The organism is Photobacterium sp. S4TG1 (assembly GCF_036040035.1).
Classification (GTDB): domain Bacteria; phylum Pseudomonadota; class Gammaproteobacteria; order Enterobacterales; family Vibrionaceae; genus Photobacterium.
Genome location: NZ_JAYXUH010000001.1, coordinates 66,214 through 90,806, shown reverse-complemented (window position 1 = coordinate 90,806; position 24,593 = coordinate 66,214). Strand labels below are relative to the sequence as shown.

Annotated in this window: 23 protein-coding genes; 11 read left to right on the top strand and 12 right to left on the bottom strand. The window is 38.7% G+C overall.

Features of this window, described 5'->3' with window-relative positions:
- Positions 1-75 precede the first annotated feature (75 nt).
- Positions 76-1,911 carry an Hsp70 family protein gene (locus VXS03_RS00505; RefSeq protein WP_327761369.1) on the bottom strand — a complete coding sequence of 612 codons (1,836 nt, stop codon included), beginning with the start codon at positions 1,909-1,911 and terminating at the stop codon, positions 76-78.
- Complete coding sequence (locus tag VXS03_RS00500) at positions 1,911-2,579, bottom strand: DUF2760 domain-containing protein (RefSeq protein WP_327762016.1); 669 nt, start codon at positions 2,577-2,579, stop codon at positions 1,911-1,913. Before VXS03_RS00500 ends, VXS03_RS00505 begins: the two co-directional genes overlap by 1 nt.
- 476 nt (positions 2,580-3,055) lie before the next feature.
- Between VXS03_RS00500 and VXS03_RS00495 the strand changes: the two genes are divergently transcribed.
- Positions 3,056-3,409: a YajD family HNH nuclease gene (locus VXS03_RS00495; RefSeq protein WP_045036123.1), complete on the top strand. Its 354-nt coding sequence runs from the start codon at positions 3,056-3,058 to the stop codon at positions 3,407-3,409.
- 130 nt (positions 3,410-3,539) lie between these two features.
- Here the strand turns inward: VXS03_RS00495 and VXS03_RS00490 are convergent, their stop codons facing one another.
- The gene (locus VXS03_RS00490; protein WP_327761366.1) at positions 3,540-4,622 is read right to left on the bottom strand and encodes a site-2 protease family protein; all 1,083 of its coding nucleotides are present in this window, start codon (positions 4,620-4,622) and stop codon (positions 3,540-3,542) included.
- 380 nt (positions 4,623-5,002) lie between these two features.
- On the opposite strand from VXS03_RS00490, the gene VXS03_RS00485 reads away from it, so the two are divergent.
- Complete coding sequence (locus VXS03_RS00485; protein WP_327761365.1) at positions 5,003-5,929, top strand: LpxL/LpxP family Kdo(2)-lipid IV(A) lauroyl/palmitoleoyl acyltransferase; 927 nt, start codon at positions 5,003-5,005, stop codon at positions 5,927-5,929.
- Between the two features lie 271 nt (positions 5,930-6,200).
- Positions 6,201-7,136: an LpxL/LpxP family Kdo(2)-lipid IV(A) lauroyl/palmitoleoyl acyltransferase gene (gene lpxL / locus VXS03_RS00480; RefSeq protein WP_327761364.1), complete on the top strand. Its 936-nt coding sequence runs from the start codon at positions 6,201-6,203 to the stop codon at positions 7,134-7,136.
- A gap of 69 nt (positions 7,137-7,205) precedes the next feature.
- Here the strand turns inward: lpxL and VXS03_RS00475 are convergent, their stop codons facing one another.
- From VXS03_RS00475 to VXS03_RS00465, 3 genes are all read right to left on the bottom strand, one after another.
- Positions 7,206-8,495, bottom strand: coding sequence for a serine/threonine transporter (locus VXS03_RS00475; RefSeq protein ID WP_327761363.1), 1,290 nt, complete (start codon positions 8,493-8,495; stop codon positions 7,206-7,208).
- Between the two features lie 545 nt (positions 8,496-9,040).
- A complete protein-coding gene (locus VXS03_RS00470; RefSeq protein ID WP_327761362.1) occupies positions 9,041-9,523 on the bottom strand; it encodes a YajQ family cyclic di-GMP-binding protein in 483 nt (160 codons plus the stop codon).
- Positions 9,524-9,661: 138 nt separating this feature from the next.
- Entirely contained in the window at positions 9,662-10,720 is a 1,059-nt protein-coding gene (locus VXS03_RS00465) for a 3-deoxy-7-phosphoheptulonate synthase (RefSeq protein ID WP_327761361.1), read from the bottom strand.
- Positions 10,721-11,038: 318 nt separating this feature from the next.
- Here VXS03_RS00465 and VXS03_RS00460 point away from each other — a divergent pair, with 318 nt between their 5' ends.
- Positions 11,039-11,944, top strand: coding sequence for a putative PEP-binding protein (locus tag VXS03_RS00460; protein ID WP_327761360.1), 906 nt, complete (start codon positions 11,039-11,041; stop codon positions 11,942-11,944).
- 73 nt (positions 11,945-12,017) lie between these two features.
- On the opposite strand, the gene VXS03_RS00455 is transcribed toward VXS03_RS00460, so the two are convergent.
- Complete coding sequence (locus tag VXS03_RS00455; RefSeq protein WP_327761359.1) at positions 12,018-13,055, bottom strand: FUSC family protein; 1,038 nt, start codon at positions 13,053-13,055, stop codon at positions 12,018-12,020.
- 99 nt (positions 13,056-13,154) lie between these two features.
- On the bottom strand, positions 13,155-14,138 hold the full coding sequence (gene cra / locus VXS03_RS00450) for a catabolite repressor/activator (RefSeq protein ID WP_327761358.1): 984 nt from the start codon (positions 14,136-14,138) through the stop codon (positions 13,155-13,157).
- Positions 14,139-14,484: 346 nt separating this feature from the next.
- On the opposite strand from cra, the gene fruB reads away from it, so the two are divergent.
- From fruB to fruA, 3 genes are all read left to right on the top strand, one after another.
- Positions 14,485-15,603, top strand: coding sequence for a fused PTS fructose transporter subunit IIA/HPr protein (gene fruB, locus VXS03_RS00445; RefSeq protein WP_327761357.1), 1,119 nt, complete (start codon positions 14,485-14,487; stop codon positions 15,601-15,603).
- Positions 15,604-15,650: 47 nt separating this feature from the next.
- Complete coding sequence (pfkB, locus tag VXS03_RS00440; protein ID WP_327762015.1) at positions 15,651-16,595, top strand: 1-phosphofructokinase; 945 nt, start codon at positions 15,651-15,653, stop codon at positions 16,593-16,595.
- 75 nt (positions 16,596-16,670) lie between these two features.
- Positions 16,671-18,425, top strand: coding sequence for a PTS fructose transporter subunit IIBC (gene fruA, locus VXS03_RS00435; protein WP_327761356.1), 1,755 nt, complete (start codon positions 16,671-16,673; stop codon positions 18,423-18,425).
- Between the two features lie 717 nt (positions 18,426-19,142).
- Here fruA and VXS03_RS20245 read toward each other — a convergent pair.
- A complete protein-coding gene (locus tag VXS03_RS20245) occupies positions 19,143-19,334 on the bottom strand; it encodes a site-specific integrase (protein WP_442957404.1) in 192 nt (63 codons plus the stop codon).
- 259 nt (positions 19,335-19,593) lie between these two features.
- Between VXS03_RS20245 and VXS03_RS00430 the strand changes: the two genes are divergently transcribed.
- Positions 19,594-20,328 carry a toll/interleukin-1 receptor domain-containing protein gene (locus VXS03_RS00430; RefSeq protein WP_327761355.1) on the top strand — a complete coding sequence of 245 codons (735 nt, stop codon included), beginning with the start codon at positions 19,594-19,596 and terminating at the stop codon, positions 20,326-20,328.
- A gap of 370 nt (positions 20,329-20,698) precedes the next feature.
- Here VXS03_RS00430 and VXS03_RS20240 read toward each other — a convergent pair whose 3' ends face one another.
- From VXS03_RS20240 to VXS03_RS00415, 3 genes are all read right to left on the bottom strand, one after another.
- Entirely contained in the window at positions 20,699-20,944 is a 246-nt protein-coding gene (locus VXS03_RS20240; protein WP_442957412.1) for a hypothetical protein, read from the bottom strand.
- Between the two features lie 278 nt (positions 20,945-21,222).
- Positions 21,223-21,729 carry a GNAT family N-acetyltransferase gene (locus tag VXS03_RS00420; protein ID WP_327762014.1) on the bottom strand — a complete coding sequence of 169 codons (507 nt, stop codon included), beginning with the start codon at positions 21,727-21,729 and terminating at the stop codon, positions 21,223-21,225.
- Entirely contained in the window at positions 21,726-21,998 is a 273-nt protein-coding gene (locus tag VXS03_RS00415) for a type II toxin-antitoxin system TacA family antitoxin (protein WP_327761354.1), read from the bottom strand. The genes VXS03_RS00420 and VXS03_RS00415 overlap by 4 nt, the downstream gene beginning before the upstream one ends.
- Positions 21,999-22,675: 677 nt before the next feature.
- On the opposite strand from VXS03_RS00415, the gene VXS03_RS00410 reads away from it, so the two are divergent.
- The 3 genes from VXS03_RS00410 to VXS03_RS00400 all read left to right on the top strand — a co-directional run bounded on the left by VXS03_RS00410 (position 22,676) and on the right by VXS03_RS00400 (position 24,567).
- Positions 22,676-23,098, top strand: coding sequence for an N-acetyltransferase (locus VXS03_RS00410; protein WP_327761353.1), 423 nt, complete (start codon positions 22,676-22,678; stop codon positions 23,096-23,098).
- A gap of 280 nt (positions 23,099-23,378) precedes the next feature.
- Entirely contained in the window at positions 23,379-24,014 is a 636-nt protein-coding gene (locus tag VXS03_RS00405) for a LysE family translocator (protein ID WP_327761352.1), read from the top strand.
- 88 nt (positions 24,015-24,102) lie between these two features.
- Positions 24,103-24,567, top strand: coding sequence for an ASCH domain-containing protein (locus VXS03_RS00400; protein WP_327761350.1), 465 nt, complete (start codon positions 24,103-24,105; stop codon positions 24,565-24,567).
- Positions 24,568-24,593: the final 26 nt, after the last annotated feature.

The following is a 24,593-nucleotide window of genomic DNA, read 5'->3' as shown; positions in this document are numbered from 1 at the left end:
ACCCCTGACATGCTTCATTGGCTAGTGATTAGATAAATAAACGGCGCACTATAAAGTGCGCCGTGGTGCGAACAATTAAGCTTCGCGAACGTCAAATTCGACTTGCCATTTTTGACCATTATCAGTCGCAATAGCTTCAAGGCATAGCATACCTAATTCGGTCACATGCGACGCTAGTTTTACAGGAATAACCTCACCAGCGCTACGACCTTCAGAGACCGGTAATGTCATTTGAATTGTCGGTAATTCTTCCATTTCTTCTGGTTGCCACCAATCAAGGTGCGTACCTGCAATATCATCACGACGTACAGTTGAACCAAAGAACTTAAATTGTACTGGCTGGCCGATAATCAAACCAAACTCTTGGCTTGGTACATCAGCTTGACTGCCTTCTTCCATACCAAAAGGAGCCACACATAATGCTTCTAGTGGCGGCTCCATGCCAGGAATAGCAGGCATAGCACTTTCAATACCAACATAGTAGCTACTTGCGATACCACCACGAATACGTACACCTTTACCACGACGTACCGAACCGTAATATGACGCGCCACTTGCTACAGCAAGATCAAGATCAAGACCTGAAAGTAATTTCGCTTCAGTTGAACCTGCCGTTGTAAGCCAGCTATTGATGGTTGATAACAAGCGATCTGATAGTAATGAAGATTTAAGCACACCGCCGTTAAACAAAATAGCAGTCGGGCGAATAAAGCCTTCATGCTGTTGTTCATATTGTGCAAATAGCTCTTCAACAGCTTGGCTTTGGCGGCTTAAAAAGCCTGCAACATGGCGTGATACCGCAGCATCTTGTGCATAAGGCAGACCCATTTGAGTCAGTGCACCACGTGCTGTTTGTACTGGCAGTTCTTCAATCGCTGTTTGAGGGAAGAAACCTTCAACTAGCGTTTGTTGTACTTCTTCTTGGGTCAGTTCCGTTTGTAACGTACCGCCCAATAGCTTAGAACCACGGCTAGGAACAACAATCGGCATTGATTGTAATTCTGCATCATTCAGTAGTGCTTCTTTAGCGTCACGGCATGCATGAGTAATGGCGAGAACTTGCCAAGGTTGTAATTGTTTACCTTCTTGCGCAAGCTTCATCTTTAAGCGATATGCGAGAGCAAGATCCATGTTGTCGCCACCCAAAAGGATGTGATCGCCAACAGCTACACGGTTAAGGGTTAAATTACCATCTTCTTCAGTAACAGCAACTAACGATAAATCCGTCGTACCACCACCGATATCGATCACTAGAATGATATCGCCAACAGCAACTTGGTCACGCCAGTTATCATCGTTATTTTTGATCCAGCTATAAACTGCCGCTTGTGGCTCTTCAAGCAAGGTTAAGTGCTTAAAGCCAACGTTGCGTGCAGCTTCTGCGGTTAATTCGCGTGCAGCAGGATCAAATGATGCAGGTACTGTGATTGTAACGTCTTGATCACAAATAGGCGTTTCAGGATGTTGGAAATTCCAAGCATCAGCCATGTGCTCAAGGTACTTTTGCGTCGCCTCTAATGGCGATACTTTAGTGACTTCTTCTGGGCTATTGAGTGGCAAAAATGCTTCACGACGATTGACACCACCGTGGCAAAGCCAACTTTTTGCACTGGAAATAAGACGGATAGGGGTCTTACTACCTAAATTTCGTGCCATTGCACCAACAATAGCATTAGGTTTTGCATTCCAAGGAAGTGCAGTATCACCTTCAGCTAATTCTGATTCATGGGCTTGGTACATAAATGACGGTAATTGGTTTTTCTCTTCCACATTACCTGGTGTGGTTAATTGTGGAATAGCCATTACTGTGACATCAGCGTTTTCATTTTCAAGATCGACATAAGATAGCACACAGTGTGTTGTGCCTAAGTCAATACCCACGCTGTAGCGATGTTGTTGTGTTTCTTGCATTATAGTTCTACCTCAGCGGCTGCGATGATATGTACATCATGGCCTTCTGCCAATTTAGGCAATTTAACATTTGTCACTTTCCAACCGCGATGGATTAAAGTGCCATTAAATGGTGCTTCACCAACCACGTTACCCGTTAGGCGTACTTCAGATGCATTAAACCCTTGGGGTAGGGTAATACGTGATTCTTCCTCTTCAGCACGAACCGGTGCGAAGCTAAAGTATTCGTTAAGTACTTTTTGGCCACCCTCATGAATAACACGAGCAGCGGCACCAATATCAGCATCAGCAAAGCCTTTAAGATCTTCTTGCATAAAATCAATAAAGCGCGCGTCTTGTTGTAAAAGTGACAGTAGTTGGAGAGCTGAATCGGGTGTTGATGTTTTTAGTTTAGGTTCAACTTCTACTTCAACGATTTTCTCAACAATTTTTTCTACTTCAACAATCTTTTCAACAGGTTTCTCGACGATCTTCTCAACGATGATCTCGACGGGTTTTTCAATCTCAACGATTTTTTCTACTTCAATCTCTTTTTCAACAATTTTTTCGATCTCAACAGGTTTACCTTTTTTCATTAGATACATTAACAAAAAGATCACTGCTAATGCGCCTAAGATAGCATGCCCCATGTCGATACTCGTTGGCATCGCCGACAAATCTACGTGCATCGCTGATAATTCAGTGAGCATATTGGAAAAATCAAAAGCCATATTTGTTTACTCTTAGCGGTTAAAGGTCGATTCGTGAAACGTTCTGTTAGAATCAGCTTCAAATAATTGAATGAATCTTAGCATAGACCTTTTAAAAACGTGTTACCTATACAAGGTTTTATCTTCTAAAATCTCGAATAAAAGGTCTCTTCGCTTAAATTACAGTCAAAATATTAAGTTAAATACAATCAATTTCTGTGTGATTTTTAACAGAAAAGATTACCTGCTTCATATATGGAGGCGCTTAAAAACGATTTCAAGCTAACTGGTTGTATTAAAAGATCAACCTAGATTAAATTGTGATAGATAACAGAAGAGCTGAAACTTTACTTGAAATTTGTTGTTCGGTGATGGTTCAATACGGCCATTGGCAGAGGGTTGCCTAAACGGCTAGAGAGACTAGCGGTTTATTTCTTTATAAAATAGGTCAAGATATGTCGTCTGATTATACTGGTACTAGTGCCGCTTATGCTCGCCAAGAAGCGGGTTACCGTGAAAAAGCATTAAAAATATACCCTTGGGTGTGTGGTCGTTGTTCGCGTGAATTTGTTTATTCAAATCTACGTGAGTTAACCGTTCATCACGTCGATCATGATCATACGAATAACCCTCAAGATGGTAGCAACTGGGAGTTATTGTGCTTATTTTGTCATGACCACGAGCATGAGAAATACACCGACGCTGATAATGGTCAGGGTAGTGTGATTCGTGCGGGTGAAGATGATCACCAAGCTGCGACATTTAACCCATTTGCAGATCTTAAAGCGATGATGGAAAAGAAAAAATAATTTAATACGCTTACAAAATTGAATGCTGCTATTGATAATAACAGTAAAGGAAAGCCAGCATTATATTCAAATGCTGGCTTTTTTATTGTTACTTTACTGAGCACTACTTGATGTCATTAAGACAAATTAATTAAGTGCCTAATATTTGTAGCGGTAGGCTCAATAAACTATCACCTAAGCTCGCAAAGTAAGCAATAATCCCGATAAAAGCGGCGACAAGGCTTACATACCATACGGTTGAGAATATTTGACCATAGCGATCTAAAGGTAATAAATGACTTTGATGGCGTTGTCGCCATTCAACAATAATCTCTAAACTGCCCATAATAAGTAAAAAACCAAAGAGAGTCAGTCCTAAGCGATAGCTTAAAATGATGCCCGCAACCGCAGCTAATGCACAAGCAATAATCCCTATTTTACTGTTCATCGAAAAACTAATGCTTTTAAGAACATGACCACCATCAAGAGGTAGAATCGGTAATAAATTAAACAGATTTAACAGTGCATTAAAAACGGCTAAGCCCGCAAAAAACATTTCGCCAGTGATCCAATAGGCGATCATACTGGCTAATGACATGATTAAACCAAAAGCTGGCCCCATGATTGAAATCACCACGTCTTGCCAACGGGTATTAATTTTTTCATCACTTAATGCTAAACCGCCAAGAAAAGGAATTAAGTAAATGCCTTTGGTTTTCATACCAAAATATTTCATAGCACGAATATGACCATACTCATGGAACATCAAACAGGCCAATAACGCTAATGCAAATTGAATTGAGAATAACCATGAATAAGCAGCAAGACTTGCAGATGCAAGTACCACTTTAATTAATTTAGCACTCTTGAGGGCCTTCATGCCTAACGAGACTAACCCTATAAGGCTGAATTTTTTCTCGGGCTTTATTGGTTGTTGAGGGTGTTGACGTTCAATATCTTTAACATTACGTTCGCCCTGCGCAATTATTTGCTGATTGGCAGTAGCGTGATATTGAATTAGAAACGGCTGCCAACTCAAATTGCCGTTAAGCTGACATTGAATAGTTTGTTCATGATTTGAAAGTTCAAACTGGTGTGTAAATTGATCTGTATCGGTTGGTGCGGCTGCAATTTGAGAAACTAATGTATTATCCCAAAATAATTGTTGCCATCCCGCCATTGAGCCTTCAAGTCGAAGAGGCTTACCTAAAAAATCGATAACCAATAATTCCAATGCATTATCCACAGAATAAAAAAAGATAAAGCAATTATACGGAAAAAAGCGTATTGGACGAGTCTCTTTTACGGGTTGTTACATATTGCGCGTTATCAAAGGGAAAAATCGATTTTATTCATAAATAACAGATTGATAATTAAAAGGTTTAACTATTGATAACTGTTGGTGTGGTTATTTTTCATACATAACATTCGAGGATTAAACAGATTTATTTATATTTTTATTGGAAAGTTTGTATTGCGTCAATTTTCAGTATAAATAGTCGAGTTTTACTTTTTACTATCATGGTTAAGCCTTATTATAGGCTTCTATCTAATTATTATATTTTTTGTATTTTTTAGGATAAAAAATAACGAAAAAATAGGTCACAATAGCGCATGAGTTTTAAAAATAAGCCTGTATTTACACGATCATTACTTCACCCTCGTTACTGGGGTACATTAGCATTAGTGGGATTAATGTATTCGCTGAGTTTATTGCCATATTCGGTGCAACATTTTCTAGGAAAGCATATTGGTCGTTTAGCGATTAAGTTAATGAAAAAGCGTCGCCATACAATTTATCGTAATTTAGAGTTGTGCTTTCCTTTGATGAGTGAGAGTGAGCGAGAAAACCTCGTTAAAGAAAATATTGATAACACGGGTTTGGCACTCTTTGAAACGGGCATGGCATGGTTTTGGTCTGATGCACGCGTTTGTCGTCATGTTACGATTAATGGCATGGAGCATATGGATCAACTTGAGCGTGAGGGCAGAGGTGCATTGATGGTTGCGGTACATTCAATGAACCTTGAACTTGGTGCGCGTGCTTTTGGTATTAAAAAGACAGGTATGGGGGTTTATCGTCCCAATAATAATCCGTGTTTTGATTACTTTCAATACCAAGGTCGCTCACGATCTAATCGTACATTAATCGATCGCAAAGATGTTAAGGGTATGTTGCGTGCGCTAAAGTCGGGCGAGCGTGTTTGGTATGCACCTGATCATGACTATGGGCTTCGACGTTCAACATTTGCTCCTTTATTTGCGGTTGATCAAGCATGTACCACAACAGGAACAAGTTTATTGGTTGATGCAACAGATTGTGCGGTGGTGCCATTTACTATGGTGCGTGATAGTGATTCAGGTCATTATACTCTAACGATATGTCAGCCAGTTGAAGGTTTCCCACATAAAGATCCTGCTGCTGCTGCCGGTTTTATTAATAAGATTGTTGAGCAATCAATCATGGCTGCTCCAAGTCAATATATGTGGCTACACCGTCGATTCAAAAACCGCCCAGAAGGACAGCCAAGCCTTTATTAATTAAATTGGTACCATAAATAATACTGCGAAAGCTCACTTCTAAAGTGGGCTTTTTTTATTCTATCTGTTGCCAATAATTAAAGTTGAGTCATTAACGTAATAATAACTAAACTTAATATTTGCTGTATAGCGACTATTGCGATATTGCATTGACTTGCATTCAATAAAATATTTTACATAATATAATGACACGATTAGTTATGTGAATATTTTAAGATCTTGTTTAAATACACATTCTTAAAATATGAGCAGAGGAACCCTGTATTTTATTATGAGTAGATTTACTGAGCCAGCATTTCGTAAAGCTTTCTTACACCCGCGCTATTGGCCTGTTTTAATATTAATAGGGCTAATGTACCTGCTAAGTTGGTTACCCTATTTTATTCAGTTTCGTTTAGGACAATGTATTGGTCGATTAATCATGAAAATGATGTCTAGTCGCCGTGATACCATTCAACAAAATATCGCTCTGTGTTTTCCCTTCATGTCAGAACAAGAGCTTCAACACATAATGAAGCAGAACATAGATAACGCTGGGCTGGCCTTATTTGAAACGGCAATGGCATGGTTTTGGCCTGATATTCGTGTAGAACGACATGTTGAGGTCGAAGGATTAGAGCATGTAGAACAGTTACAGCAGCAAGGAAAGGGTATTTTACTAATAGCCGTACATTCTATGAATTTAGAATTAGGTGCACGTGCTTTTGGTTTGAAAACTCCGGGTGTTGGCGTATATAGACCGAATAATAATCCCTGTTTTGATTACTTCCAGTTTAAAGGTCGTGTACGTTCTAATAAATATATGCTTGATCGTAAAAATGTGAAAGGCATGCTTAAGGGCTTAAAGAATGGTGAGATATTATGGTATGCGCCTGATCAAGATTATGGTCATGGCCGTAACTCAACATTTGCTCCTTTATTTGCAGTAAAAGATGCTTGTACGACAACCGGAACCAGTTTGTTGGTTGATGCTTCAGGTGCGGTGCCTTTGGCTTTTGCGATGATTCGTAATAGTAACAGTGGTAAATATACGTTAAAAATATTTCCGCCATTAACTGAGTTTCCACATAAGGACCCTCATGCTGCTGCGGTGTATATCAATAAAGCGGTAGAGCGATCAATTATGGCTGCACCAAGTCAATATATGTGGTTACACCGACGATTTAAAACCCGTCCTGAAGGTGAGCCGAACTTATATCATTCATAAGCCATTGATGTGATAGAATAAAAAACCGAGCTTTTAGGGCTCGGTTTTTTTGATTGATATATTATGATCTTATTGTGCTAATGAGTAAAAAATAGCAGAGATAGACATTAAACCAATAACTGTTACGAAAATATTACTTATTGCGCCTGAGTATTTTTTCATTGATGGCACTTTCTTAATTGCATACATTGGCATAATAAATAACAACATCGCAATAACGGGACCACCCAAGTTTTCGATCATACCTAAAATGCTTGGGTTAAGTGTTGCTACAGCCCATGTAGTTAGTAGCATAAACAAAGCAGTGAAGCGGTTAAGTGTTTTGTCTGAAAGTGTCTTGTTATTATCACGCGCGACTTTATGAATAATGCCATTTAAACCTTCACTAGCGCCTAAATAGTGACCTAAGAATGATTTTGTAATAGCAATAATAGCAACAATCGGTGCTGCATAAGCAATAACAGGAGTATCAAAATGATTTGCTAGATAAGTCAAAATTGAGGCATTTTGTGCTTTAGCTTCGATGAGGTTAGCTGGCGTTAAACTTAATACACAACTACACACAAAAAACATCACCGTAATAACCATCATAATATGGGCACGTAATAAAATACGAGAACCTTGACGCTCTGCATTAGCACCATATTCTTTTTCTTTAGCAACGGCGAATGAAGATATAACCGGTGAGTGGTTAAATGAAAACACCATTACAGGCAAAATGAGCCATACCGCCATGATCACAGTATTGCTGTTGCCACCTTGAGGAATAATATCTGTGAAAATTGCATCATTCCAATGTGGAACAAGATATAACGCAAGCATTAGTAAAACCGCAACAAATGGGAATACTAAAATACTCATCGCTTTTACGATCAGCTGCTCACCTAGACGAACAATTGCCATTAAAACAAGAATTAAGATTAAAGCTAAAATTGCCCGTGCTGGTGGTTCAATACCTAATTGAAACTTCATAAAGCTTTCAACGGTATTGGTTAAAGCCACACTATAAACAAGCAAAATAGGGTAGATGGCAAAGAAATATAAGACAGTGATAATCTTACCCATATTTTTACCAAAGTGCTCTTCTACTACTTCTGTAATATCAGCACCAGGGTTAGCGCTTGATAGTACAAAACGCATCATTGCTCGGTGAGCAAAAAAGGTCATTGGTAATGCTAGAACCATCATTACGATAAGAGGAATCAAACCGCCAACACCAGCATTAATTGGTAAAAATAAAGTGCCAGCACCAACTGCTGTGCCATACAAACCTAGCATCCATACGGTATCACTTTTACTCCAGCCGAGCTTTTGGGTGTTTTCGGTTGTTGCAGTTGTTTTCTGTTGTGCGGTGCCCATTATGGACATCTCCTTTATTTTCTTTTCAGTCACGGCATACCGAGATAAGTGAAGCGATACAAACAAGCAAATAGATAGTGATATACAGCAAGGATAATTGCTGTAAGAGGTGAGCGTTCCGTGATCGTAATAAGCATTCCGTGCTAGTTATCGTTATTGTTGTTATTACCTACTTATATTAGTTGTAGAGAATGAAAAATAATTAACCATTATTGAAGTGGGTGAATTATAGGGTATAAGCATGCTCCGCAACAATTTTTGCAATTAAAAAAAATTTGTTTGCTTAAAAAGTATTCTATGGTGTGGTTTTTATGTTGCGGGTGTTATTTATTGGTTTTTATAGTGAGAGGTTTTGAAAGCCAAATGTTTTTATTGTGTGTTATTTTATATTTGTATGACGTATTTGCGAATAACAGTAAAGTATAATATTAATAATCACAGTTTAAATCTTATTACTTTTTTTAAATTTATTCAAAAAAAGTTTAATATTTTAGTTTAAAAAAAGGAAGCGTCAGACGCTTCCTTCTTAATATTTGTTGTGACTATTAATCGCGGAAATTATCAAATTGGAATGGTTGGCCTAGTTCTTGAGCACGAACAAGTGCCATTGTTGCTTGTAGATCATCACGTTTTTTAGCGGTAACGCGTAGTTTCTCACCTTGAATAGAGACTTGAACTTTTAGTTTTGCGTCTTTGATTGCTTTAACCAATTTCTTGGCATTAGTTGTTTCGACGCCTTGCTTAAATTCAATATTTTGTGATGCTGTTTTACCTGAAAACGTCACTGTTTTACGCTCAAGGGCATTGGCATCAACGCCACGTTTAGCTAGATTACCACGTAAAATAGCAACGATTTGATCAACTTGGAATTCTGATTCTGACGTGATCTTGACGATTTCTTTATTTAATTCTACGTTGGCTTCAACACCACGAAAATCAAAACGAGTACTAATTTCTCGGATTGAATTATCTACCGCATTTTTAATTTCTACGGTATCTACTTCAGAAATAATATCAAAAGATGGCATGTTATTGGCCTCTAACCTAAATGTGGGAAATCTATCCCGTTATGAATTAATGAGTACATTATACTGTTAATTTATTACGAAGAAAGGAGCAACAATATATTGATGCTCCTTTTATTGTATTAAAATTTTAAAGCAAACTTATGCGTTGGCATCTTTAATTGCGCTGGCCAGCATATCAAGCATCACTAATGTATCTTTCCAATCAATACAGGGATCTGTTATCGATTGACCATAAACAAGCTCGTTTTCTTTACCGCAGATAACGGCTTGATTACCTTCTTGAATAAAGCTTTCTGCCATAATGCCCGCAATGGATTGGCTACCGTTACGAATCTGCTCACAAATATCAGCCGTTACATCAAGCTGGCGTTTGTGTTGTTTCTGGCAGTTACCATGACTAAAGTCGACAATTAGCTTTGGTGATAATTCAAATTCAGCCAATGTTTCACAAGCCGTTGCAATATCTTGGTGGTGATAATTTGGCATTTTGCCACCACGAAGAATGATATGACCATATGGATTGCCGGCAGTACGATAAATAGTCATTTGACCGTTCTTATCGGGCGAGCAAAACAAATGAGATGCGCGCGTGGCACGAATAGCATCAATCGCAATTTTAATATTGCCATCAGTACCATTTTTAAAGCCAACGGGGCAAGAAAGTGCTGAGGCCATTTCACGATGGATTTGAGATTCAGTGGTGCGGGCACCAATGGCTCCCCATGTGATAAGATCAGCAATATATTGCCCGGTGATCATATCTAAAAACTCAGTCGCAGTGGGTAGCCCTAGCGCATTAATATCAATTAATAGTTTACGCGCTTTATGCAAGCCTGTAGCCAGATCAAGGCTGCCATCTAAATGTGGGTCTGAGATTAAACCTTTCCAACCAACAACAGTACGCGGCTTTTCAAAATAAGTGCGCATAACGATAAATAGTTGGTCTTTATATGTTTCTTGTACAGCAACAAGGCGTTTCGCATAATCCATAGCAGCGTCGGTGTCATGAATTGAACATGGCCCTACAATCACCAAAAGACGAGAATCTTTACCTGATAAGATCGCCTCTACTTGTTTACGCGCGCTATCAACATGCACCGCAATAGCATCTGTCATTGGTGAGGCTGTTTCTACTTCTGCTGGGGTCGGCATTAAACCGAGACTTATTGTGCGAAGTTCATCTGTTTTCATTGGCATAATAGTTTGCCTACCTTGGTATTCCTGTAATAACCCCGTTAAGATAGCCCAAATCATCACTGGAATAAACCAAACTTGTGATAACAAATAGGTTTTTAATGAGTAATTGCGGATATTGTTGACAGAAAGGGTGATTTTACATGCAATTATTAATCAACATAAACTTGGTGGCATATGATCGGTAAGTTGAATAATTGTTAAACAAGAACGTTTTATTCTTGCGTGAAAATTAAACACACAGTAAGGTCAGTTACCGTCTATTTTATTGGTGTAAATGGATAGACATTAGGTTATTTAACAGGGAGGTACAGGTTGAGTATGACAACACAAACCGAATTAATGCTGGCAACAACAGCGGTATTACATAACGCCCAACAATTAACGACGCTAAGCAATGAAGGTATTGGGTTAGTTTCGTTAGATGATCTTATTGCTACCGAGATAGGTATTCATCCATTAGTTTTTACCCAGCAACATATTTTATCTGATACGACTCAACAAGCATTACAACAAAAAATAGCCGATCAATACGGGCAACAAACTGTCGCATTGGCTGAATATTATGTCGCGATGTTAACTGAGTTATTAGTCGCTGCTGCAAGACAACAAGGCAAGGCTCCATTAAAAGTACAATTAGCAGGAGCGAATGCAGGATGTCGACGCCAACTTCTTGGTGCTGAACTTGAAAGTACAGAAGTTAATCCATTATTAGGCTTACGCGGTGCGAGTCTTTATACCGATATTCATTATAAAACCAGTTTTGCTTTGCAATGCGAGGCTATTAAGCGTGCCCGTGCTGCAGTGGGTGGCAATACTATTGAACTGGTAGTACCGTTTGTACGTACTTTTAGTGAAGCGGCAACCATGATTGATTTGTTGGCTGAACAAGGTTTATGCAGAGGAGCGAATGGCTTAAAAGTCCATATGCTTTGTTCAGTACCTGCAAATGCATTGCTAGCTGATACTTTTATTCATTATTTTGATGGTTTTGTCGCAGATGTTACACAATTAGCACAATTGGCATTAGGACAAGATTTTGCCAATGCTATCCTTCATTATCGAGTTGATACTCAAAATGATGCGGTGATGCAGCTATTAAAAATGTTGTTAGCTGTTGCGGGTAGTGCATCTAAAGAATGCGATATTTATTATGATGCCATTTCACAAGCTCCGCGTTTACAGCGGTGGTTGATGGATCATGAAGTTAACACCGTTATTTGTTAACTATCGACTAGTTGATAAAAAATAAACCAGCGACTATTGATAGCAATAGCGCTGGTTTTTTATTATTGATCATTTACTTCTGATTAATAATACGTAATTGAATAATCAACGCTTCTAGACGTCCAATAAACTGACGTGTTAGCCAAAAATAACCGTAAATACCCAGCGCATTCGCTGTATCCGTCGGGGAAATTTCTTCAGCCATCGTCGACAACAAATCAATATCAGGTAATGGTTCAATATTTGATAAATCCGCATGCGGCGTTGATGCTTGCTCTAACTGGCTTAGAATCGTAATAATATGCTGCTGGTAGACTTTTAAATCATTCTGAGCCAGTAATTGGCGACGGCTAATATCTGAACTCCAATGAGTTTCAATTAATTGTTCAGTTACACTAATTAATGAACGTTGCACGGTAATGATTGTTCGATAGTGGCCTGCGAGTTTGTGCCTTTCTTTTTGCACATTGGGTAATAGAATGATCATCTTCATGTGCCGTTCTAATACTTCACGTTTCATGGCATTAAGCTGTTTAATACTTAGCATGTGGGCGGAAGCGTGCGCTTGATAAAGCTGACGTAATGCGCGTAAGTTTTGATTAAATAGGGTATTCCAACTTGTTATTGCGCGAATAGGTAATAGCAACGAAAACGCAATGGCAATTAAACTACCAATTAAGATATTGGCCACACGCCATAATGCTACGCTGACCTCTAGTGCGGTGTCCCCTTGATAAGCCACAATGATGAGTGTCATCACGGCTAAAAAGTAGAAATAAATATTCTTACCGTAAGATTTCAATGACAGCAAAAAGACCCATGCCAACATCCATACCGGAATAAGATAATTAAGTTTATCGGGGAACAGGACGGTTAATAATCCTAACATTGCACCGAGTAATGTGCCGCCAATACGTTGAAAACCCTTATAGACAATGGCGCCCGCGTAAGGTTGCATCATAACAACGACGACGGTAACAGGCCCCCACATTGAGTGTGGAACATGGATAACAGCATAAAAGGTGAGCGTAAAAGCAATCGCCAATGTTACCCGTAAAGCATGTGATAGTTGTGCATGCGAGATTAATAATGCTTTCAGACGTATATACATGGTGAAGCCTATAGCAACCGAGTAGAAAGAGAAAATAATGCGTAATCGAACATTTTTTCATTATTGCTATTATTCTGCAATGGAATAATAGCAATTTCATTAACGATGAATGACTTGGCGAGGAATAACCTCAACATTTGGCTCATAACTTCCGTTTATCGCTTTTAGTGCCAATGTAAGCGCATGTTCGGCAATTAGTTCAAACTGCTGCGGTAATGACTGTATTTTGTTGGGTAAAAAATCCAACAAACGGTTATCACCAAATGTAGCGAGATAAGTACGACTCATCAGTGGTGGATTTTTAAGTAAGCAATCCAGTACCCCTTCAAACAAGGTATAGGATGTTGCTAATATCGCATCAGGAAAACAGCCATCATCAATCCATTGCTGAACCATTGATTGCCCATTTTGCTGACTAAAATGTTCCCCATAACTCATAATAGTCGTCACTGGGTGTGAATGGCGGTTAATCGCAGCAATAAAACCCTGCTGACGCTCTTTTGATACCCCTAAGTCAGCAACGGCACCAATAAGACCAATACTGTTAATTGGCTTACTTAAAAGTGATTGTGTTAGCTGATAAGCACCTTCTAAATCTTCGCTGATCACAGAAGCGAAAAACTCATCGTCTAAGGCACGGTCAATGGCAATTACAGGCACACCATTGGCTTGAATATTTCGATAAAACGCGTTGTCAGAAGCAAGGGCACTCGCGACAATTAATGCGTCAGTTCGACGGCTTAATAGCATATCGGCCACTTTCATTTCGGTTGCAGGATCATCATCAGAGCAAGAGATGATCATCTGATAACCGGCTTTACGTGCATTGCGCTCTAATAACTTGGCAATTTTGGCATAACTGGTGTTTTCTAAATCAGGAATGATCAATCCAAGTGAATGGCTGTTGCCAATACGAAGTGAGGTTGCAGCATGATCTGGGCGATAGTTATGCTCTTCAACAACAGCCATTACTTTGAGCTGAGTTTTTTCACTAATACGATATTGTTTTGCTTTACCGTTAATAACATAACTTGCCGTAGTTCGAGACACGCCCGCTAGTTTTGCGATTTCATCCAATGTCATAGTCGTTATCCGTTGTGAATTCATATCAGGAAAGCATCGCGATCAAATCGTGCTCATTATTATTTTTTAAATATAAGTTTGTGCGCTTGATCATATATTCACTTAATGCATACTTATCAGCGTTTGCAATTCTAGCTGAAACGATTCAGTATGCAAGCTGAAAGGTTTCAGCAGAGTTTGATTAGTAACAAGCGTTTGTTGTGAACATTTTTATTTTTTCTTTTGCTGAAACGATTCAGCTATCGATAAGAATAGCTCGTTATCAAGCGAATAGGGCTTATCAATAGCTTAATGAACAGCACTATAAATAGCGATGATCTCACAGAGCATTGAATCGGAGAGTTACATGTTATCACTGTCTAAAAATGATATTACGATGCAACAAACAGCATCGAACAAACAAGACGCGATTAAAGCGTTGGCGGCTGATCTTGAAGCGACAGGATTAGTACAGACAGGGTATGTCAATGGCATGCTTGCCCGTGAACAACAGAATTCGACTTATTTAGGAAATGGCATTGCAATTCCACATGGTACGACTGAAACCCGTGATTTAGTTAACCATACAGGGGTCAAAATTCATCACTTTCCACAAGGTGTGCCATGGGGTGATGATCATACTGCTTATATTGCGATAGGAATTGCGGCTAAATCGGATGAGCATTTAGGCATTTTAAAGCTGTTAACCAAAGTGTTATCCGCTGACGGCATCGAAGACAAATTACGCCATTGTGAATCTGAGCAAGCAGTGATTGCGTTACTTAATGGTGACGAGCAACAAGAAGCAGAATGTAATGCCGAGCTTATTTTAAAGCAATTTCCAGCACAGGATTTATTACAGTTAACTGCTGTTGCAGCAGGCTTAATTAAATATCAAGGGTTTGCAGAAACCGCGACGGTGACTGATGCCATTAACCAAGGTCCGACATATTTAGGTCAAGGGCTATGGTTAGTTAAAAGTAATAAACAAGTACAACGTACTGCGATTGCTGTTGTTACACCTCAAGAGCCTTTTGAAGAATTAGGCCATCCGGTTGCGGGTATGATTATGGTTGCAGCGAATAACACCGCCCATAAAGCCAATCTTGCGTACTTAGCGTCATTAATTTATCAAGGCAAGATTGCGCAATGGTTAGCATCATCAGCACAAGAAATGGTAACCGCACTGACGCAAGTTGCCTTAGAAGGTAATCAAGCAACCTTTAAGATTCGTAATCCTCATGGTTTACATGCTCGCCCTGGTGCAATGTTAGTTAATACCACTAAGAAATTCGATGCGGATATTCAAGTGGTTAATATCACCAGCGATAGTAAGCCAGTGAATGCGAAAAGTTTAATGAAAGTGATCGGTCTGGGTGTGAAATGCGGCAATGAACTGCAATTTACCGCGCAAGGCAGTGATGCAGAAGCGGCATTAACTGCCATAGGTCAAGCTATTGCTGATGGCTTAGGCGAAAAACTATAAGGATCGCAGCAATGACAATTTCAACCTTACAGACAGAGACACAAACTATGCCCCATGTTGTTAAACCTAAAGTTGTTGCGGTAACACTCAATCCTGCACTTGATCTTACTGGAAGTTTAGCAACTATTTCCCTTGGCAGTGTCAATGTGGTTGATACTGGTAGTCTTCATCCCGCAGGTAAAGGCGTGAACGTTGCTAAAGTATTAGCCGAGCTGGGGGCTGATGTAACCGTCACCGGTTTATTAGGGGCTGATAACCAAGAGCCTTTCTGTCAATTATTTGAGCAAATCGGTGCAACAGATAAGTTTATCCGCGTGGCGGGTGCTAGCCGAATTAACGTTAAATTAGTTGAGAAAAATGGTCAGGTAAGTGACATTAACTTCCCTGGTGTTGCGGTTACTGCGGCCAATATTTTAGCCTTTGAAAAGACATTATTTGAATTAGCAACGACTCATGATGTGTTTGTTATTGCTGGTAGCTTACCACAAGGGATCACCCCTGATATGTGTGCTAATTGGTTAGAAAAATTACATCAATTAGGCAAAAAAGTGTTGTTTGATAGCAGTAAATCAGCCCTTGCCGCAGGCTTAGATGCCCATCCATGGTTGGTTAAACCAAATGATGAAGAACTGGCTGAATGGGCAGGGAAAGCATTAGAGACTCAACAGCAATGCATGGACGTTGCTGAACAAATCGCCGCGAAAGGTATTGCTAATGTGGTGGTATCACTTGGCGCAAAAGGGGTGATGTGGCTTAACCATGAAGGCTGGCTACATGCTCAACCGCCTAAAATGGACGTCGTGAGTACCGTTGGCGCAGGCGATACTTTAGTCGCTGGTTTATGTTGGGGTGAACTTAATCAACACTCAAAAGCGCAGTCATTACAATTTGCGACGGCATTATCAGCAGTAGCAGTGACACAAGTCGGTGTCGGTGTTGATAATATTAATAAAGTTAATGATATCGCTCAACATGTCATTTTAACTCAATAGCTTAATTACATTAATCACATCATTGCTTAACAACAAAATAAGAACATGTGAAGCAACATTGACCAAGGTGTAAATATGAAAATAGCATTAGTAACAGCTTGTCCTAGCGGCATCGCAACCACCATTATCGCAGCGGGTTTATTAGAAAAAGCTGCGGCAGAGCTTCAATGGCAAGCAAATATTGAATGCCAAACTGCGTTTAAGCCAACTAACGTACTGACCCAACAGCAAATTGATGATGCTGAAGTGGTCATTATCGCAACAGGTAAAGCGATTGATAACTCCCGTTTTGTGGGTAAAAAAGTTTATCAAGCCGACATCACAGCCTGTTTTGAAGATCCTAAAGCATGGTTAACCGAGGCAGTTGAGCAAGCACAACTATTAACAGCAGCTAGCACTCAATCTGTCGCTGATGAAACGGATAATGTGGTTAAGAAAATTGTCGCTATTACTGCTTGTCCAACAGGTGTTGCGCACACCTTTATGGCAGCAGAAGCGTTGACAGAAGAAGGGCAGCGTCAGGGATATGAGATTAAAGTTGAAACCCGTGGCTCAGTGGGTGCTAAAAACCAATTAACAGATGCTGAAATTGCAGCCGCAGATTTAGTCATTATCGCCGCAGATATTGAAGTAGACTTAGCTCGATTTAATGGCAAAAAGCTGTATAAAACCAGCACAGGTTTAGCACTTAAGAAAACTAAACCAGAGCTAGAAAAAGCCTTTGCAACCGCTACAGTATATCAACACACTGGCAATACCAATGCGCAAGCGGCGGACACTAAAGCTGAAAAAGCAGGGCCGTATAAGCACCTAATGACGGGTGTATCTTACATGTTGCCATTAGTGGTGGCTGGTGGTTTATCCATTGCCTTATCATTTGTGTTTGGTATCGAAGCCTTTAAACAAGAAGGTACATTAGCCGCAGCCTTAATGACCATCGGTGGTGGTTCAGCATTTGCGTTAATGGTACCAGTATTGGCAGGTTTCATTGCATTCTCAATTGCGGATCGCCCAGGTTTAGCGCCGGGTTTAATTGGCGGTATGTTAGCCAGTACCACGGGTGCTGGTTTCTTAGGTGGTATCGTTGCCGGTTTCCTTGCGGGTTACAGTGCTAAATTCTTGGTTGAAAAAATCAAATTGCCACAATCAATGGAAGCGCTAAAACCGATTTTGATTGTGCCATTATTAGCCAGCTTAATTACTGGCTTGGTAATGATCTACATTGTTGGTGGTCCAGTATCAGCAGCAATGGCAGGTTTAACCACATTCTTAAATAACATGGGTTCAGCGAACGCGGTATTACTGGGTATTATCCTTGGTTGTATGATGTGTTTCGACCTCGGTGGCCCTGTAAACAAAGCCGCTTATACCTTTGGTGTTGGTTTGTTAGCGTCACAAACCTACGCACCAATGGCAGCGGTAATGGCTGCGGGTATGGTACCTGCAATGGGCATGGGGTTAGCGACATTCCTTGCAAAACGTAAGTTCTCAGCCAGTGAAAATGAAGCAGGTAAAGCCTCGTTTGTATTAGGTATGTGCTTTATCTCTGAAGGTGCAATTCCATTTGCAGCGCGCGATCCAATGCGTGTTATTCCAAGCTGTATGGCTGGTGGCGCGTTAACAGGTGCATTATCAATGTTGTTTGGTGCAAAACTAATGGCTCCACATGGTGGCTTGTTTGTTCTGTTAATTCCAAACGCAATATCACCAGCGTTACTTTACTTAGTCGCAATTGCAGCGGGTACGGTAGTAACAGGCGTGATGTACGCATTCTTAAAGCGCCCAGAAGAAGGTTCAGTTGCGGCTGAAGCGGCACAAGCTAACGCGTAATTAATAGCGAATAGATTATTTATTTAAAGCCGACTTAATTGTCGGCTTTTTTGTGGAAGAAAGGTTATAGGAAATAGGTTATTAGGGGCGAGGGTTTAGGAACAGCGCATGTTGTTATATTAAAGCCACAAAACAACAATCCGTCATTCCCTACAGTGAGGTTACGAACGCCGATAGGGAATCTATTTATAGCGTGTTGTAGTGTTATTATTTTTTAAACGCTCACTGAAAATTCCAATTATAAATATAAAACCCACCCCGTCATTCCCTACAGTGAGGTTACGAACGCGATAGGGAATCTATTTATAGCGTGTTGAAGTGTTATTATTTTTTGATATTTTTAAATGCTCACTGAAAAATCCAATTATAAATATAAAACCCACCCCGTCATTCCCTACAGTGAGGTTACGAACGGGATAGGGAATCTACTTACAGCGTGTTGAAGTGTTATTATTTTTTGATATTTTTAAACGCTCACTGAAAATTCCAAGAATAAATATAAAACCCACCCCGTCATTCCCTACAGTGAGGTTACGAACGCGATAGGGAATCTATTTGCAGCGCGTTGTAGTGTTATTATATTTTGATATTTTTAAACGTTCACTGAAAATTCTGATAATGAATACAAAACTCACCTCGTTATTCCCTACAGTGAGGTTACGAACGCGATAGGGAATCTACTTATAGCGTGTTGTAGTGTTATTAATTATTATTTTTTTAATGTGGTGATTGGTTATTTAAATAAGACAGAAATTGTTCAACATCATCATTGTCTAATTTATCAGGATGTTTTTTATCATGGAATAAAATATAGTTTTTTATCCAATATAAGTAACTTTCAACAGTACGTTTTGCGTAGTTTTTTTGATACATGTATTCTTTTATGTAAGTTAGAAAGAGAGAAGCCATTGCGCACCTTTTATACTGTTAATACATACAGCAATTAGTATTAGTAAAAAAAGTGGAAACTAAAAGGCAGGTGCCCGATTTTGTGACTTCTATCGGGCAACCAATGTAATAATGTTTTTGATTTATAATGTTTTTTGTATAATGACGAATGAAATACGGGCGCAGGTTCAAAGAACAAATTCGGGCAAGTTGTTAATATAATAAGTTGTTATGTTCACAATGCGTTCAACCAAGGATCTACAAAAAGGAAAAATCATTAATGACGGTACCTAAAGTTTTTATTTCTTACTCTCACGACACACAGGAACACAAAAAGTGGGTTCTTGATCTTGCTACTCGGTTAAGAAACTCTGGTATTGATGCAATTATTGATCAGTGGGAACTGGGCCCAGGCGATGACCTTCCACATTTTATGGAGACACACCTTGCTTCGGCAGACAGAGTGCTTATGATTTGTACAAGTCGGTATGTTGAAAAGGCTAATTCAGGATCCGGTGGTGTTGGTTATGAAAAAATGATAATAACCTCAGATCTTCTATCTAAAATTGACTCCAATAAAGTTATTCCAGTGGTAAAGCAGGATTCTTCAAACGAGGTTCCTACTTTTTTAAAAAGTAAGCTCTATATTGATTTCTCGAAAGTAGAAGACTATGAGTTAAGTTATGACGATCTAGTAAGATCGATTCATGGGGCTCCTTTGTTCAAAAAACCTGAAATAGGGAATAACCCGTTTAAGCCTATTGAGGAAACCTCGCCTGAAAAAAACAATGATTTAACAATGGATATTTTTAAAATTATTGTTTCTCAATATGAAAAAGGCGAAAACCTCACGGAAAGCATACTTATTCCCCAACATTTAAAATGCTCGCGAATAATATACGACATGCATTTAAAGAAATTGATCGAGGAAGGCTTGGTTGGGTTAAGTAGTGGGTATGTATCTCTGAAGGAAAAAGGCAAACAGTTTGCTGTTAACCAAGGCTTAGTTTCATAGTGAAATCTAGTCAAGAACATAACAAATAAGGATATGTGTCGCGCAGCCGACACTATCCAAAGTGTTGGACAAGCCCGAGCGGCTTTATATAAGTAAATATTGGGAATGTCATGAAAGGTGATACTGAAAAGAAGTCGAGCGTTATCCTTAGCGTGAACCAATCAATTTAATTCATTGATTTATAATTAGATCCTCTTTAATTATTACGCGTTAATGCCATTATATTTATTATTTACGTTTATCTGAGTCGAAAAATACCTGTCATTCCCTACAGTGAATGTCCGTGAGGGCGATAGGGAATCTACCATTAGCGTGTCGTAGAATTACTATTTCATTGGTGTCTTTTAGGCTCGATCACGCTATTAATAGATCACGGATAGCTCATGCTTCGCTTCCGAGATGACGGATAATAGGCAGTGAATTCTTTGCTGCTATACGCGAATAACATAGGACACCACAACTTTCGTAAACCACTACAATCAATTCTGACGATGCTCCATGAATGGGTTTTAATCAGTTGAGCAAAGTATCGCTTGAGATCATTAGTGGTTAACGTATCAGGCGATTTATCTAAATGGTGAGTAATGTGACGAAGTGCACGACTATAACCATCAATAGTAGTTGGACGTTTACCTTGTAAAGTTAGGCGGGTAACATGTTGTTTATAAATAAAAGTTAACGTTGTTGTTGTTCGTTATTCATCATTAATACCTCATTAAAAGGAGTATTAAAGGTAGCTTAATTACTGTTTGCTTTATTCTGCCGCGTAGCGGCTTCGTTCAACAAAACTATTAACACGATACTTATAACATTCGGCGTTTTTGGTTTAAAGTATAATTGGTTTTGAAAGTTGATCGTCAGCACGTGTTATGGTGGCGTTAACTGCTTCTTGGTTTAAATTAATTCACCGATACTAGCTCTAATGTCTGCAATTGTAATAAACAGTTTGTTATCAGCGTCTTTAAATGCGGTAAAACCGTATTTTTCATAGAAATCCTCAGCACCATCTTTTGCATCAACAATGACGACAGGGAAGGCGACCGTTTCACTTGCCATTAATAGCTTTCTAAGCGCATCAATCAAAAGCCACTCACCAAAACCTTGGCCTTTATATCTATAGTCAACGGCTAAGCGGGCAATCAAACCACCAGAAGTTACACTGTGATGTTTCTTCTGTAATTTAGGAGGTAAATCCTGAATATCAATCGGTGTCATTGTTAATGTGTAATAACCAATAATGTGCTCAGGACATTGCTTATCTTCAAGAACAAAAGTGCGAGTATTGTCTTTCTTAGCTTGTTGGCTTGCCATAACTTTTAAGTAATTATTGAGTGCGGTAATACCACAATCAAAACGATTTCGGTCATGTTTAGCTTTTTCTAATTGGACAGTATTCATTATTGAGTTTTATCCATATAACGTGCAGCGGCTTTTTGTAATTTGCTATTTGGTTTAGCTGGTTGGTCTAACGCAGTCATTAAAGTCATAGCATCTTGCTGGCTTAGTTGTAGGGTACGTTCACGTTCCATAATAGTTTTTGCTTTTTCTACAGCTGCACTAAGCACAAATGAGTTAATGCTAGACATACCGGCAATAGCCGCAGCTTGAGATAGTAGTTCTTGTGTATCAATATCTACACGTGCTGTAATACGAGGTAATGTAGTAGCCATAATAATCTCCATTCAGTGTCAAAGTGGCACAGGTGAATTGTAGTTTAATTATTATACACCGACAAGCTTTGTGCCATTTTGGCACGCTATCAGATATAGGATACCTATAACTTTCGTAATCCATTTCGATCAATTCTGATGATCCACCACTAATGTTTTTTATCTGTTGAGATTTGTATTATATATTCAATTTAGTGTTTAAGTAGATTGGTGAAGACTATACTTGTTCCATTTAATGTACATAGGGAGGTTATTATGAGAATCGTATCTTTTACTTACGCTAGAAATAGCCTCAAAGCTGTTTTGGACGGTATCGTCAATGATGCAGATACAATGCTGAACACCTAAACCGTTCGATTGAACAATATCGGGCTGGTAAAATAACAGTACGGGAATTAATTGATGAGTAGTAGTCAATGTTTACTGCCGTGGACTGATGACGCTTGAGATGACGATCTGGCATCAAACGAAAAGCATAGGACACCCATAACTTTCCATGTTAAAAAGCGGATAATAATTAGTATCATACTCTGTCGTTACGTTTAAATTAATTTCCGTTATTCTTTCTTGCTATTATAAAAAATAAGTATAATCCTGTCGTAAATCTACAATACACTTATTGTTAAATAAACCATCATTAGATTTATTAACAAATTAAACAAATAGCTGAGAGTAAAATGATTCGACAATATACTTCGCAAGATATCAATGCAGTTTTAAATATTTGGCTGACATCTTCAATTAAAGCACATGATTTTGTGGCTGCTGAATTTTGGGAATCACAAGTTAATAATATGCGGGATATTTATATTCCGATATCTAAAACTTATGTGTTTGAGTTAGAATCAAAAGTTGTTGGTTTCTATTCTTTGTATGAAAATATGCTAGCTGCAATTTTTATATTACCAGAGTGTCAAGGGAAGGGGATTGGTAAACAACTAATTACCCATGCAAAAGATCAATGTCCATCACTTACTTTAAATGTATACACTGAAAATGTAGCGAGTTATCAGTTCTATTTATCTCAAGGTTTTACTATTGCCAGTGAACAAATGTGCGAACACACAGGGCACATGGAATACACTATGATTTTAAGCTAGGGTGACTATGATACAGAACATTCATAACTTTCCATTTCAAAAAAATAGCTAATAACTAATGCAATTATTGGCGGTGGTAATTATTATTCCCAATTATGTTGAAGTACATGCTTAAATAAAAACTGTTATCCCTTATTTATTATAAATGCTTTATTAACATTAACGATGGTTTGGCCGTATTTTGTTTTTCAGTCTCTGTAGATTGTTTTTAGTTGGTGTTTATGATGTTTAAGCGTGATATTTTAATTAGGTCTTATGTTTTTGAACAAAGGAGTGTTCGATGAATTTAGATACTTGGATTATGTTTTTTCTTGCATATTTGGTTATTACATTATCGTCAGGTCCTAATGTATTGTTAGTTATTAAAAATAGTATCCAATACGGTATTTGGTCTGCTTTCGCTACAGTTTTTGGCAATTTGTTTTGTCAATTTCTTATTGTTGGCTTGGTTGCTATCGGGGTTGGAGAAGTTCTTGTTCGTTTACCTGCATGGTTTTTTATCATGAAATCTGTGGGTGGTTTGTATTTGATTTATGTTGGAATTAGAAGCTTCAAACAAGTAAGAAAAGAAAGCTTTAAATTAGCGCCGTTGGATTTTAAGCTACCGAAAAGGAGTGCTATATCCTTTTTTCGAGAGTCATTCTTTGTTTCAGCGAGCAATCCTAAAACAATGATTTTTCTATCTGCATTTTTGCCTCAGTTTTTAGATACAACTCATTCTCATACAACGCAATTTGTCATAATGTATCTATCAATTTGCATTATTGTATTGAGCATTCATTTGAGTTACGCATTAGCAACTTGCTGTTTAGGAAAAAAGCTGAGTACAAAAAAAATCGAGAGTAGATTGGCAAAGGTATCAGGTAGCTTGTTTATAGGAATGGGGAGTGGGATTCTTTTGAGTTCAAAGTCCTAAAAGTAAACATAGAAAATATATAACAACCTCACTTTTCAATAAGCCTTGTTTATCATTTATTTCCGTTCTTATTAATGAAGAGAATCTCATGGAAGAAAAATCTCAAATCTACTTAAATAAATACCTCAATTCACTGTCTGAAATTGAGCGTAAAAAATACCAATCATTCAGTTCAGACTATTTTTGTGCTGATGAGCATAATGCTAATTTGTGCGCAGAATTAATTCGAAGTGGGCAAAAGACAGCAACATGTAGCCTTAATTATTGGTATATGTCAGAAAAAGAGTTAATGCCAGTTAATGGCCATTTACAAGTGGTTGTTGATTGGAACGGTGAGCCTATTTGTATTATTGAAATTGATTCAGTAGAAACGTGTAAATATAACGAAGTATCAGCAGAGTTTGCTTATGCAGAAGGTGAAGGTGATCGATCATTAAAATGGTGGCGTGAAGCGCATTGGCACTATTTCACGAGTGAATGCTCAGTGCTTAATATTGTTCCAAGCGAAGATATGGTACTGGTGTTGGAACGATTTCATGTTGTTTATCGTTAAGAATAAAGGCGATTAAAATTTCTTTA

Coding starts and splice junctions, on each gene's coding strand:
- VXS03_RS00505 (WP_327761369.1), bottom strand. CDS start 1,911: ATGCAAGAAACACAACAACATCGCTACAGCGTGGGTATTGACTTAGGC.
- VXS03_RS00500 (WP_327762016.1), bottom strand. CDS start 2,579: ATGCACGTAGATTTGTCGGCGATGCCAACGAGTATCGACATGGGGCAT.
- VXS03_RS00495 (WP_045036123.1), top strand. CDS start 3,056: ATGTCGTCTGATTATACTGGTACTAGTGCCGCTTATGCTCGCCAAGAA.
- VXS03_RS00485 (WP_327761365.1), top strand. CDS start 5,003: ATGAGTTTTAAAAATAAGCCTGTATTTACACGATCATTACTTCACCCT.
- lpxL (WP_327761364.1), top strand. CDS start 6,201: ATGAGTAGATTTACTGAGCCAGCATTTCGTAAAGCTTTCTTACACCCG.
- VXS03_RS00475 (WP_327761363.1), bottom strand. CDS start 8,495: ATGGGCACCGCACAACAGAAAACAACTGCAACAACCGAAAACACCCAA.
- VXS03_RS00470 (WP_327761362.1), bottom strand. CDS start 9,523: ATGCCATCTTTTGATATTATTTCTGAAGTAGATACCGTAGAAATTAAA.
- VXS03_RS00465 (WP_327761361.1), bottom strand. CDS start 10,720: ATGCCAATGAAAACAGATGAACTTCGCACAATAAGTCTCGGTTTAATG.
- VXS03_RS00460 (WP_327761360.1), top strand. CDS start 11,039: ATGACAACACAAACCGAATTAATGCTGGCAACAACAGCGGTATTACAT.
- VXS03_RS00455 (WP_327761359.1), bottom strand. CDS start 13,055: ATGTATATACGTCTGAAAGCATTATTAATCTCGCATGCACAACTATCA.
- cra (WP_327761358.1), bottom strand. CDS start 14,138: ATGACATTGGATGAAATCGCAAAACTAGCGGGCGTGTCTCGAACTACG.
- fruB (WP_327761357.1), top strand. CDS start 14,485: ATGTTATCACTGTCTAAAAATGATATTACGATGCAACAAACAGCATCG.
- pfkB (WP_327762015.1), top strand. CDS start 15,651: ATGCCCCATGTTGTTAAACCTAAAGTTGTTGCGGTAACACTCAATCCT.
- fruA (WP_327761356.1), top strand. CDS start 16,671: ATGAAAATAGCATTAGTAACAGCTTGTCCTAGCGGCATCGCAACCACC.
- VXS03_RS20245 (WP_442957404.1), bottom strand. CDS start 19,334: ATGGCTTCTCTCTTTCTAACTTACATAAAAGAATACATGTATCAAAAA.
- VXS03_RS00430 (WP_327761355.1), top strand. CDS start 19,594: ATGACGGTACCTAAAGTTTTTATTTCTTACTCTCACGACACACAGGAA.
- VXS03_RS00415 (WP_327761354.1), bottom strand. CDS start 21,998: ATGGCTACTACATTACCTCGTATTACAGCACGTGTAGATATTGATACA.
- VXS03_RS00410 (WP_327761353.1), top strand. CDS start 22,676: ATGATTCGACAATATACTTCGCAAGATATCAATGCAGTTTTAAATATT.
- VXS03_RS00405 (WP_327761352.1), top strand. CDS start 23,379: ATGAATTTAGATACTTGGATTATGTTTTTTCTTGCATATTTGGTTATT.
- VXS03_RS00400 (WP_327761350.1), top strand. CDS start 24,103: ATGGAAGAAAAATCTCAAATCTACTTAAATAAATACCTCAATTCACTG.